This is a genomic window from Sphingomonas chlorellae, from assembly GCF_056485145.1.
The window spans coordinates 451,409-463,939 of record NZ_JBQXXM010000002.1 but is presented as its reverse complement, the minus strand read 5'-3'; the positions used below and the strand labels follow the sequence as shown (position 1 = coordinate 463,939).

Below are 12,531 nucleotides of genomic sequence, written 5' to 3'. Positions count from 1 at the left end.
TGGAGCTGCCGATGATCCGCCCGTTGCTCGCCGCCGCCGTCTCCGGACTTGCGCTCGTCACCGCTCTTCCTGCTGCGGCGGAGCCGCTCGACCCCGCCGCACGGCAGGCGATCCTTGCCGATGTCGACCAGCGGGCGCCCGCGCTCGCCGAAACCGCGAAGGCGATCTGGGACTTTGCCGAGGTCGGTTTCCAGGAAACGCGCAGCTCGGCGCTGCTTCAGGCCCAGCTTCGCAAGGCCGGTTTCACCGTCGAGGCGGGCGTCGCCGGCATGCCGACTGCGTTCGTCGCACGCTTTCGTCAGGGCACCGGCGGGCCCGTCATCGGCGTCCTCGCCGAATTCGACGCGCTTCCCGGCCTTGCCCAGACCGCCGCGCCCGAGCGCGAGGCGATCCCGGGCCGCGCCGCCGGCCATGGCTGCGGCCACAATCTGTTCGGCGCGGCATCAGTCACCGCGGCGATCGCGGTGCGCGACTGGATGATCGCCCACAAGGTATCGGGCGAGATCCGCATCTATGGCACGCCGGCCGAGGAGGGCGGATCGGGCAAGGTCTATATGGTGCGCGCCGGCCTGTTCGACGACGTGTCGGCGGTGCTGCACTGGCATCCGGGCGATTCGAACGCAGTGTCGCTGGGGAAGAGCCAGGCGAACATTTCGGGCAAGTTCCGCTTCCATGGCGTCGCCGCGCACGCCTCCGCCTCGCCCGACAAGGGCCGCTCGGCCCTCGACGGCGTCGAGGTGATGGACGTCGCGGTCAACTTCCTGCGCGAGCATGTCCCGATCGGCACGCGCATCCACTATGTCATCACCCAGGGCGGCGAGGCACCCAACGTCGTTCCGGCGTTCGCGGAAAGCTATTACTATGTCCGCCACACCAATCCGGACGTGGTGCGATCGGTGATGGATCGCGTACGCAAGGCGGCCGAGGGCGCGGCGATCGCGACGGGGACCAGCGTCGAGTTCGAGGCGACGGGCGGCGTCTATTCGATGCTCGCAAACGAAACGCTCGCACGGGTGATGCACCAGAATCTGAGCACGGTCGGCGGCGCGCAGTGGAACGATGCCGAACGCGCCTGGGCGACCCGCCTCCAGGCGAGCCTGCCCAGCCGGGTGCCGCTCGAACGCGCTGCCGAGGTGCGTCCGATCGAGAATGGCGACGGCGGCGGATCGACCGATGTCGCCGACATCAGCTGGGTCGTGCCGACAGTCGGGCTCGGTGCCGCGACCTGGGTGCCCGGCACCCCCGCGCATAGCTGGCAGGCCGTGGCCGCCTCGGGCAACAGCATCGGTGCCAAGGGCGGTGTGGTCGCCGCCAAGACCATCGCGCTGACCGCCGCCGAACTGTTCGGTTCGCCCGAAACGCTGGCGGCGGCGCGTGCCGAACTGCTCCAGCGGCGCGGCCCCGATTTCCGCTATGCACCGCTGCTGGGCGACCGCAAGCCTGCGCTCGACTATCGCAAATAGCAGGATCGGGATCGAGATCGCGCCCGGGACGGCCCGGGCGCCCCCCCTTCGCTCCTCGGGTCGTTGAGCGAAGTCGGCGCGGGACAGGTACAGCAACCAAGGCCTGCCCCGCCCGCCCCCTCCGGCACCGGCCGCATCGCTCCACCCCGATGCGCCGGCCGCCGGAGCGGTGGATCGGCACCGCGCACTGCCTGCCCCGGGGGGAAACGGGGCGGCAATGCCCGCGGAAGTTGACCGGACGCCCGCCGGCAGTGGCGAGCGCGGTGCCGATCTGCTAGCCCCGCGACGACGCCGGGCGGACGCCCCGGCCACGCCGGGGTCGGTCATGGTTGCGCATTCTCCCGAACGGGTCGCGGCCCGATTGTTCCGGCTATCGATCGGCGTCTTCTTCATCGGCGGGTTCGTCGCGGCGCTCATCAGTCTGCTGGTGCCCCGCGTTCGGCTGACGCTCGGGCTCGATTATGCCGGGGCGACCGCCATCCAGCTGGGATCGCATTCCAGCTATCTGCTCCTCGCGCTCCCGATCGCGGCAGTCGTCGCGGCACGCGGCTATATGCGCGCGCACGCCATCGGCCTTGGTTTGATGGCGGTCGGCTGCGGCCTCATCGTCGCGGGGTTTGCCTTTCGCAGCTTTGCCGGCGTGCTCGCCGCGCTGCTCGTCCTGTCCGCGGGAAGCAGCTTTCTGCAGATCGCGAGCAATACCGCCGTCACGCTGGTGGGCGATCCGGCGCGTGCCGCCTTCCGCCTGAACCTGCTTCAGGGTTTCAACGCGATCGGCACCGTCGCCGGACCGCTGGTCGGCGCGCCGTTCGTGCTCGCGGCGGGCGCCGCGGATCGGATCGGCGGGGCCGGACTGCCGGCACTGGTGGTTCCGTTCGGGCTCGCCGGGCTCGTACTCGCCGGGCTGGCCCTTGCCTTTTTCCGCGATCGGGATCTCTTGCGCGGCCTTGCCCCCGCCGGCTCGCGCGCCCGCCGTGCCGATTGGATCGCCGCGCTGCGTGACACCCGGCTACGCCACGGTGCGGTGGCGATCTTTGCCTATGTCGGCGCAGAGGTAGCGATCGGCGCGCTGCTCACCGATTTCCTGATGCTGCCGCATGCGCTTGCTCTTGCGCCCGTTCCGGCGGCGCGGCTGGTCGCACTCTACTGGGGGGCAGCGATGCTGGGGCGTTTCGCGGGTGCCGCGCTGCTGCGACGGATCGCGCCTGGCCGGCTGCTCGCAGCGGCGACTGCGCTGGCGGTCTTGCTGACCGGCGCGGCAGTCGCAGGACACGGCATCGCCGCCGCCGCGGCGCTGATTGCGGTCGGCCTTGCCAATTCGATCATGTACCCGACAATCTATGTGCTTGCGCTGCCGGCACGTCCCGAACAGGCAACGCCCGGCGCGACGCTGCTGTGCATGGCAGTGGTCGGCGGTGCGGTCATACCGCCGCTGACCGGGTTCGCCGCAGATCGCTTCGGGCTTGTCGCCGCGCTCGCGCTGCCTGCGCTCTGTTACCTCGTCATCCTCGATTTTGCGCGACGTCATCCCCGCCCGCGTGCGTCTGACTAAAAACCGTTGCGTGTCGCATTGTTTCTGCGTAGCGACATTGGAAGCGCTTCCAATTGGCGTCGCAACAGAACACCGGCTCCAGCGCCGGGCAGGGGAGAGACAATGATCCGCACCGCGTCCGCGCGTCGTTTTACGACGCTGTTTTCGCTCTATCTCGCATCTTCCGCGCTTGCTTTCCCCGTCGCTGCGGCGGCTCAGGAGACGCCTGCCGACGACGGACAGGCCGTCGCCCAGGCCGATGCCCCTGCGGGCGATGAAATCGTCGTCACCGGCATCCGCCGCGGCATCGCCGATTCGATCAGCCTCAAGCGCAACGAGACCTCGATCGTCGAGGCGGTTTCGGCCGAGGACATCGGCAAGCTGCCCGACGTGTCGATCGCCGAATCGATCGCGCGCCTGCCGGGCCTCGCCGCCCAGCGTGTCGCCGGCCGCGCCCAGGTGATCTCGATCCGCGGCCTCGCGCCCGATTTCACCACCACGCTGCTCAACGGCCGCCAGCAGGCCAGCTCGGGCGACAACCGCGCCGTCGAGTTCGACCAGTATCCGTCGGAGCTGCTGTCGAGCGTCGTCATCTACAAGACGCCCGACGCGCAGATTTCGGGCATGGGCCTGTCGGGTACCGCCGACCTGCGCACGGTGCGCCCGCTCAGCTTCGGCAAGCGTGCGATCGCGCTCAACCTGCGCGGCGAGCGCACCGAGGGCAAGAAGCTCAACGACGACGTCCGCAACTGGGGTTATCGCGCGAGCGCGAGCTATATCGACCAGTTCGCCAACGGCACGCTCGGGATCGCGCTCGGCTATGCCCGGCTCGATTCCCCGTCGGGCAACCGTCACTTCAAGGCCTATGGCTATGAAGCCTTCGCCGATCAGGACACCAACGGCGACGGCAAGCCCGACCGCAACGTGATTTTGCCAGACAGCGCTGACGGCGCGCTGATGCTCAACGGCCAGGAAGCCTTTGTCACCTCGCGCTCGAACCAGCGCGACGCGTTCATCGGCATCCTCGAATGGCAGCCGAGCGAGGCCTATCACGGCACCGTCGACGTCTATTATTCCAAGTTCAAGCAGAACGAAGTGACGCGCGGCGCGCAGTGGTTCTCGAACCCCTGGGCGGACAATCTCATCTTCACCGATGTCACGACCGAGGATCGCGGCGGCTCCAAGCTGGGCGTCAGCGGCACGCAGGTCGGCGTCGCGCCGATCATCCGCAACGACAACAACAAGCGCAACGACGAGCTGTTCTCGATCGGCCTCAACAACGAGTTCAAGCTCGACGATCGCACGCGTTTCGTCGCCGACCTGTCCTATTCGCGCAACAAGCGCGACGAGCAGATTCTCGAAACCTATGCCGGCTATGGCCGCGGCATCGGCTTCGTGAGCCAGGCCACGCCCGACGTCGGGCGCACCTTTGACAACATGAAGTTCCGCACCCCCGACGAAGGTTTCCCGACCTATGCCGCGGGGCTCGACTATGCCGATGCCGCCAAGATGACGCTGGGCGACCGCGCGCCGTGGAGCGGCTGGGGCCATGACGGCGCGATCCGTTTCCCGAAGGTCGAGGAAAAGGTCTATTCGCTCGACCTGCGCCTCAGCCACGAGGTCGAGGGCTTTTTCAGCGGGTTCGAAATCGGCGTCAACTGGACGCACCGCGACAAGAACAAGACCGTCGACGACAATGACCTGTTCCTCAAGAACGGCCGCCAGCAGGTTTATGTCGACCCGTCGATGCTCATCAAGCCGACCAATCTCGACTTTGTCGGGCTGGGTCCGGTGCTGTCGTTCAATCCGACCGACCTGATCGGCACCTATTACAATGTCAGCCCGATCCGCGATGCCAATTATTACGACAAGAGCTGGTCGATCCGCGAGGACGTGATCACCTGGCACGCCAAGGCGAACATCGACTGGGGCCGGCTGCGCGGCAATGTCGGCGTTCAGGTCGTCAACCAGAGCCAGCGTTCCGAGGGCATGATCATCAACGCCCTGGAGGCCGGCAAGCCGGTGGTGCCGACGCCCACGCGCGACGGTGCCGATTATACCGACGTGCTGCCGAGCCTGAACCTGATCTATGATCTTGGCGGCGGGCACCGGCTGCGCTTTGCGGCGTCGAAGACGATGGCGCGTCCGCGCATGGACGATCTCCGCGCCAACGTCTCGCCCGGGTTCAATGCGCTTGTCTGCTCGGGCCAGCCCTGCGCCCCCGGCACGACCGTCAACCCGTGGTCGGCATCGGGCGGCAACGCCAAGCTCAAGCCGTGGCGGGCCAACGCGCTCGACGTCGCCTATGAATGGTATGTGACGCCCACGACCTATATTTCGATCGCGGGCTTCTACAAGGACATCAAGACCTACATCTACAACCAGTCGGGGACGTTCGACTTCACCGGTATTCCGCTGCCGACCAACGCCTCGTCGATCCCGCCGGGCGTGATCATCAGCAATATCGGCCAGATCACGCTGCCGGCGAACGGCAAGGGCGGCACGGTCAAGGGGCTCGAATTCAGCGGCGCCTTCAACTTCGGCACGCTGACGCACGCGCTCGACGGGCTGGGGCTGCAGGGCAGCCTGTCGCTCACCGACTCCGACCTCAACCCGACGTCGAACCCCGATCCGACGCAGGCCGTGCGGATTCCGGGGCTGTCGGGCACCGTCTATAACCTCACCGCCTATTTCGAGCGCGACGGTTTCCAGGCGCGGATCAGCCAGCGTTACCGTTCGGGCTTCAAGGGCGAGGTGGTGCAGTTGTTCGCCACGCGCGGGTTTACCGAGATTCTGGCGGACAAGCAGGTCGACGCCCAGATCGGCTATACCTTCCAGAGCGGCGCGCTCAACGGACTGGGCGTGCTGTTCCAGGTGAACAACCTGACCGACTCGCCCTATCGCACGCGCATCGGCCTCGATGGCGGCGGCACCAAGACCCAGAATGGCGGGTCGCTGCTCGAAACCTATGAAAAGTACGGGCGGCAGTTCCTGCTTGGGCTCAACTACCGCTTCTAATAGTCTCCTCCTGCGGGGGCGGCGGCGATCGTCGCCCCTGGCCTTTTGATCCTCTTTTCCATTAGGTCTGCAGGCCATGAAGCAGATGCAGCGCATCCTCATTGCGGGCGGGGGCTCGGCGGGCTGGATGACAGCCGCGATGTTCGCCCGGCTGTTCAAGGGCCTGTACGCGATCACGCTGGTCGAATCGGACGAAATCGGCACCGTCGGGGTCGGCGAGGCGACGATTCCGGCGATCAAGATCTTCAACGATCTGCTGGGCCTCGACGAGAACGCTTTCCTCCGCCGCACGCAGGGCAGCTTCAAGCTGGGCATTCAGTTCAACGACTGGCTGCGCCCGGGCAGCAGCTATGTCCACGGCTTCGGCCCGATCGGGCAGGATCTGGAGTGGCTCCGCTGCCATCATTATTGGCTTCGTCTCCGCGCCGAAGGGCGCGTCGCGCCGTTTGATCGTTATTCGATCAACTGTTCGGCCGCGCTTGCCAATCGCTTCATGCGGCCGCGACCCGACATGCCGAAAAGCCCGATCGGCCAGATCGCTTATGCTTTCCATTTCGACGCCGGCCTTTATGCGGAATATCTGGCCGAATATGCACAGGCGCGCGGCGTCGAACGGCGCCAGGGCCGGATCGTTGACGTTGCGGTCGACGGCGACAGCGGATTTCTGAAATCGGTCACGCTCGCCGACGGCAGCCGGCTTGAGGCGGATCTGTTCATCGACTGCTCCGGCTTTCGCGGATTGCTGATCGAACAGGCGCTCGGCGCGGGTTACGAGGACTGGAGCCACTGGCTACCCTGCGACCGCGCCATCGCCGTGCCGAGTGCGCGGTCGGCGGACTTCACGCCCTATACCCGGTCCAGCGCCCGGCCCGCCGGGTGGCAGTGGCGGATCCCGCTCCAGCATCGCACCGGCAACGGCCATGTCTATTCGAGCCGCTACATGGACGACGCGACGGCCGAGACGATCCTGCTCGACCATCTCGATGCGCCGATCGCCGGCGAACCCCGGCGGCTGCGCTTCGTCCCCGGCCGCCGTCGCGCCGCCTGGGTCAAGAACTGCGTCGCGATCGGCCTGTCGGCGGGATTTCTCGAACCGCTCGAATCCACGGGGCTCCACCTGATCCAGTCGGGGATTCTGCGGCTGGTCCGCCTGCTTCCCGACGCCGGTTTCGATCCGGCCAATATCGCCGAGTTCAATCGCCAGACCCAGTTCGAGTTCGAGCGGATCCGCGACTTCATCATCCTGCACTACAAGGCTACCGAACGCGACGACACGCCGTTCTGGCGCCATGTCCGCACGATGGACGTCCCCGAAACACTGGCGCGCAAGATGGCGCTGTTCGCCGCCAACGGCCGCATCTTCCGCGAGGACGAGGAACTGTTTGCGGAGGAAAGCTGGATTCAGGTGCTGATCGGCCAGGGCGTGATCCCGCGCGCGCCCGATCCGCTGGTCGATGTGACGCCGCTTCCCGAAATCGAACGCTATCTGGCCAACATCGCCGACGTGATCGAACGTTGCGTCGCCGTCATGCCGGCGCACGCCGATTTCGTCGCCGATTGCTGCCCCGCCGCGGCCCCTTCGGCCTGACACACATTGATACGCGTCAAAGGACTTTCGCACCGCCGCTTTGCGACGCTAAGGTCGGGTGGGGGAAGGCGGATTTGACGCAACGCAGGCCAACGATCGACGATGTCGCGCGCCTTTCGGGCGTCGCGCGGGCGACGGTGTCGCGCGTGCTCAACGACGGTCCCAACGTCAGCGCGCGGATGCGCGAACGTGTGCTCGAGGCGGTGCAGACCCTCGGCTATCAGGTCAACCTCCAGGCGCGCTTTCTGGCGGGCGGCGCCAACCGCACGGTGCTCCTCATCACCTCCTGCGACACGGAGAACGAACCCAATTCCTATTACCACGCCGCGCTCGAGATCGGCGCGCTGCGCGTCTGCGCGCAGACGGGGTTCGAACTCGTCACCCATTCGGTCGTCCAGACCGGCGCGGACGTCGAGGCGCGCATCCGCCACCTGGTCGAGGAAAGCCGCTGTTCGGGCGCGATCCTGACCCCGCCCTTCTCGGACTGGCCCCGGCTCGTCAAGACGCTGGCGGTCGACGGTCGTGCCGTCGTGTGCATCTCCCCCGGCGAGCCTGCCAGTTGCAGCGTCCCGGCGGTCGGCATGGACGACGAGGCCGCAGGCTTTGCGCTGACCCGTCACCTGATCGGGCTCGGCCACCACCGCTTCGGCTTCATCCGGGGCTTGGCGGCACATCTTGCCGCCGAACGGCGTTTCGCCGGCGCATGGCGCGCGTTGAAGGAAGCGGGACTGGAAAGCGACGCTGTCGTATCGTGCCGCGGCAACTTCACCTTTCGGTCGGGGACCGAATTGCTGCCGGTGCTGATCGCCACCCGTCCGCGGCCGACGGCCATCCTCTGTGCCAACGACGATACCGCCGTCGGCGCGCTGTTCGCCGCCCATCGCGACGGGCTCCAGGTTCCCCGCGACCTTTCGATCGCCAGTTTTGACGACACGCCGGTTTCGGCACTGGTCTGGCCGCCGCTTACCACCGTGCATCAGCCCATCCAGGAAATGAGCGCGCGCGCGATGCAGATCATCGCCGGGCTCCGCACCGGCACTGCGCCCCCCGCGTCGACGGGATCGTGCGAGCAACTGCCCTTCTCGATCGTCGAGCGCGCATCGGTGGCCCAGCCTGTCCAGCGTTGACATTCAACGTCCCACCGGGGATGATTGAAGCGTTGGAAGCGCTTCCAATATCGAAGAATCAATAAGAATGGGGAGGATCATGATGCCGTCCAACCATATCCGGCTGTCGTTTTTCGCGGCTTCGGCGATGGCGCTTGCCGCCGCACTGCCCGCCGTCGCCCAGCAGGCTCCCGGCGCATCCGCCCCGGTCGCTGACGAGGCCGGCCGCCGGGCCGATGCCCTCGTCCAGCAGATGACGCGCGAGGAACAGCTTCGCTACGTCTTCGGCTATTTCCCGCCGATGAGCAAGGATCGCCCGGCGGACATGATCCCCTCGGCGGGCTATGTTCCCGGTATCCCGCGGCTGGGCATCCCGACGCTGCGCGAAAGCGACGCGAGCCTCGGCGTCGCCAATCAGGTCGAACAGCGCAAGGGCGATACCGCGACCGCCCTGCCCGCCAGCCTCGCGCTTGCCGCCAGCTTCGATCCCGATCTCGCCTATCGCTCGGGTGCGATGATCGGCGCCGAGGCACGCGCCAAGACCTTCAACGTCCTGCTCGCCGGGGGCGTCAACCTGACGCGCGATCCCTGGGGTGGTCGTACTTTCGAATATCTGGGTGAGGATCCGCTGCTTGCCGGCATCCTGGCCGGTGAATCGATCCGCGGCGTCCAATCGAACCATATCGTGTCGACTGTGAAGCATTTCGCGCTCAACCCGCAGGAAACGCTGCGTACGACGATGAATGCCCAGATCGACGAGGCAAGCCTGCGCGAAAGCGACCTGCTTGCCTTCCAGATCGCGATCGAGCGCGGTCAGCCGGGCTCGGTGATGTGCTCGTACAACAAGATCAACACCCATTGGGCGTGCGAGAATGACTGGCTGCTCAACCAGGTGCTCAAGCGCGACTGGGGCTATCGCGGCTGGGTGATGAGCGACTGGGGGGCGGTGCATTCGACGGTCAAGGCGGCAAATGCCGGTCTCGACCAGCAATCGGGTCGCGAACTCGACAAGGCCATGTATTTCGGCCAGCCGCTTGCCGACGCGATCGCGCAGGGCAGCGTCCCGGCCGAGCGGCTGGCGGACATGAACCGTCGGATCCTGTGGGGCGTGGTCAGCACCGGCCTCATCAACAACCCGGTGCCGCTGACGGCGCAGCCGATCGATTATGACAGCCATGCGCGCGTTGCGCAGGAAGCGGCAGAAAAGGGCAGCGTTCTGCTGAAGAACGAAGGGAACCTGCTTCCCCTCGCCCGCACCGCGCGGCGCATCGTGGTGATCGGCGCCCATGCCGATGTCGGCGTGCTGTCGGGCGGCGGGTCGAGCCAGGTTCGCTCGGTGGGTGGTGCGCCGGTCGAAATCCCGCTCAAGGAAGGTGCCGCCGCGTCGTTCGCGCGCGTCACCTGGCACGCCTCGTCGCCGCTGGCCGCGATCCGTGCGATGGCGCCGGGCGCGACCGTTACCTATCTCGACGGGCTCGACGCCAAGGCCGCCGCCGCCGCGGCCCGTGACGCCGACCTCGCGATCGTCTTTGCCTGGCAATGGCGCACCGAGGCGCAGGATATCGAGACGCTGGCGCTGCCCGACAACCAGGATGCGCTGATCGAGGCGGTCGCGGCGGCCAATCGCCGGACTGCGGTCGTGCTCGAAACCGGCGGCCCGGTGCTGATGCCCTGGCTGGCGCGCGTCCCCGCCGTGCTGCAGGCCTGGTATCCGGGCCAACGCGGGGGTGAGGCGATCGCCAACATCCTGTTCGGCGCCGTCAATCCCTCGGGCCACCTGCCGATGACCTTCCCGGCAAGCGAGGCGCAGGCGCCCCGGCCGACCATTCCCGGCCTCGCAGCGATGAAGGCGGCCGATGCCGCGCAGAAGGCCGGCAGCACCTATGGCATGGTCGAGCGCGACCTGTCGCCCGACGTTCCCTATGCCGAAGGCGCGGCCGTCGGGTATCGCAGCTATCTGAAGCGCGGAATCAAGCCGCTCTTCCCGTTCGGCTATGGCCTGTCCTACACCCAGTTCCGCTATGGTGCGCTCAAGCTCGAAGGCGGGCGCCAGCTCCGCGTCAGCTTCACCGTCACCAACACCGGCAAGGTGGCGGGCGCGGATACGCCCCAGGTCTATGCGACGGCGGGCCGCCGCGACGGGCCGACGGTGCGCCTGGCTGGCTTCCAGCGGGTTGAACTCGCGCCGGGCGAGACGCGCCGCGTCACGGTCACGGTCGACCCCCGCGTGATCGCCGACTTCGACACGAAGGCCCAGCGCTGGCGCGTGGCTGCTGGACGTTATCCGGTCGCCGTCGGGCACCATGCGGGCGATGCTGCGCTGAGCGGCACCGTCGCGCTCGATGCCGTCGAGATGCAGCCGTGAACGCCCGCCGCCTGATCGGGGCGGTGCTCGCCGCCGCGGGCGCGCTGGGCGGCGTCGCCCAGGCGCGCCCGCCGGCGCCGCGGCCCAGCGTCACCGCGTGGCAGACCGACCCGGCGACCGAACAGCGCCTGGCGCCCGTCACGGTGACGCGGGGCCCGGCCGCCGGCCCGCGGATCACGGTGGACCCGTCGCGCCGTTTCCAGAGCATCGTGGGCTTCGGGGCGTCGATCACCGACGCGTCGGCGATCCTGATCCAGCAACTTCCGCCGGCACGGCGCGCTGCGCTGCTCGACGAATTGTTCGGCGTCGGCCGGGGCCGGCTGGGCCTCAACTTCACCCGGCTGACGATCGGTGCGTCGGACTTCTCGCCGACGCACTACAGCTTCAACGACATGCCGCCGGGCGCACGCGATCCGGAGCTGCGTCATTTCTCGATCGCCCCCAATCGCACCACGGTGCTGCCGACCGTGCGCCATGCATTGCGGATCAACCCGGGACTGGTCGTGATGGCAAGCCCCTGGAGTCCGCCCGGCTGGATGAAAACCGGCGGTTCGATGATCGGCGGAACGCTGCGCGACGACGCCTATGACGTCTATGCGCGCTATTTCGTCCGTTATCTCCAGGCCTATGCAGCCGAGGGGGTACGGATCCGTTATCTGACGATCCAGAACGAACCCGATTTCTCGCCCGGCGACTATCCGGGAATGCGCTGGCCCGCCACGGACCGCGCCCGCTTCGTCGGCGGCCATCTCGGCCCTGCGCTCGCCGCCGCACGGCTCGACACCCGGATCCTTGAATGGGACCATAACTGGGATCAGCCGCAGCAGCCCGAAACCGTGCTCGGCGACCCGCGGGCGGCGCGCTATGTCCACGGCATCGCCTGGCATTGCTATGGCGGAGACGTGAGCGCCCAGACACGCGTGCACGAAAAATATCCCGACAAGGAAACCTTCTTCACCGAATGTTCGGGCGGGGGCTGGCGTCCCGGCTGGGATACCGGCTTCGGCGACGTGGTGAAGAACCTGATGATCGGATCGACGCGGGGTTGGGCCCGCGGCGTGCTGTTGTGGAATCTCGCACTCGATCCGGATTCCGGCCCGCACAAGGGCGGCTGCGGCAACTGCCGCGGCGTGGTCACGATCGATCCGGCAAAGGGCACCGTGGTCCGTGAGCCCGAATATTATGCGCTGGGACATCTGAGCCGTTTCGTCCGCCCGGGGGCGGTCCGGATCGAATCGACGAGCACCGCCGACCTGTCGAGCGTCGCCTTTGCCAATCGCGACGGCAGCCTGGTCCTGCTCGTCTATAATGCCGCTGATCGGTCGCAGACGTTCACCGTCGCGCAGGGCGCGTCAGCGTTTCAGCACCAGCTGCCGCGCCACGCCGCGGTGACGCTTGTCTGGCGCGGATCCCCGGCCCGCTGAGGCTCAACCGGCCCTGCGGCAACCCTTAGCTTCCCC

Annotated in this window: 7 protein-coding genes; all 7 read left to right on the top strand. The window is 67.4% G+C overall.

Annotated elements, in window-relative coordinates:
- Positions 1-11 precede the first annotated feature (11 nt).
- The 7 genes from ACT3CF_RS08255 (at position 12) to ACT3CF_RS08225 (ending at position 12,495) form a co-directional block, all read left to right on the top strand.
- A complete protein-coding gene (locus tag ACT3CF_RS08255; RefSeq protein WP_478421769.1) occupies positions 12-1,463 on the top strand; it encodes an amidohydrolase in 1,452 nt (483 codons plus the stop codon).
- Positions 1,464-1,824: 361 nt separating this feature from the next.
- Positions 1,825-3,015, top strand: a complete 1,191-nt coding sequence (locus ACT3CF_RS08250; RefSeq protein WP_478421768.1) for an MFS transporter — start codon at positions 1,825-1,827, stop codon at positions 3,013-3,015.
- Positions 3,016-3,117: 102 nt separating this feature from the next.
- Positions 3,118-6,012: a TonB-dependent receptor gene (locus ACT3CF_RS08245; protein WP_478421767.1), complete on the top strand. Its 2,895-nt coding sequence runs from the start codon at positions 3,118-3,120 to the stop codon at positions 6,010-6,012.
- Positions 6,013-6,088: 76 nt separating this feature from the next.
- Positions 6,089-7,600 carry a tryptophan halogenase family protein gene (locus ACT3CF_RS08240; protein WP_478421766.1) on the top strand — a complete coding sequence of 504 codons (1,512 nt, stop codon included), beginning with the start codon at positions 6,089-6,091 and terminating at the stop codon, positions 7,598-7,600.
- A gap of 74 nt (positions 7,601-7,674) precedes the next feature.
- The gene (locus tag ACT3CF_RS08235) at positions 7,675-8,727 is read left to right on the top strand and encodes a LacI family DNA-binding transcriptional regulator (RefSeq protein ID WP_478421765.1); all 1,053 of its coding nucleotides are present in this window, start codon (positions 7,675-7,677) and stop codon (positions 8,725-8,727) included.
- Positions 8,728-8,809: 82 nt separating this feature from the next.
- Entirely contained in the window at positions 8,810-11,071 is a 2,262-nt protein-coding gene (locus tag ACT3CF_RS08230) for a beta-glucosidase (protein ID WP_478421931.1), read from the top strand.
- Positions 11,068-12,495, top strand: a complete 1,428-nt coding sequence (locus ACT3CF_RS08225) for a glycoside hydrolase family 30 protein (RefSeq protein ID WP_478421764.1) — start codon at positions 11,068-11,070, stop codon at positions 12,493-12,495. The genes ACT3CF_RS08230 and ACT3CF_RS08225 overlap by 4 nt, the downstream gene beginning before the upstream one ends.
- Positions 12,496-12,531 lie beyond the last annotated feature (36 nt).

Bases quoted from the DNA above. Each gene is read 5' to 3' on its own strand.
- ACT3CF_RS08240 (WP_478421766.1), top strand. From the start codon at position 6,089: ATGAAGCAGATGCAGCGCATCCTCATTGCGGGCGGGGGCTCGGCGGGC.
- ACT3CF_RS08255 (WP_478421769.1), top strand. From the start codon at position 12: ATGATCCGCCCGTTGCTCGCCGCCGCCGTCTCCGGACTTGCGCTCGTC.
- ACT3CF_RS08245 (WP_478421767.1), top strand. From the start codon at position 3,118: ATGATCCGCACCGCGTCCGCGCGTCGTTTTACGACGCTGTTTTCGCTC.
- ACT3CF_RS08230 (WP_478421931.1), top strand. From the start codon at position 8,810: ATGCCGTCCAACCATATCCGGCTGTCGTTTTTCGCGGCTTCGGCGATG.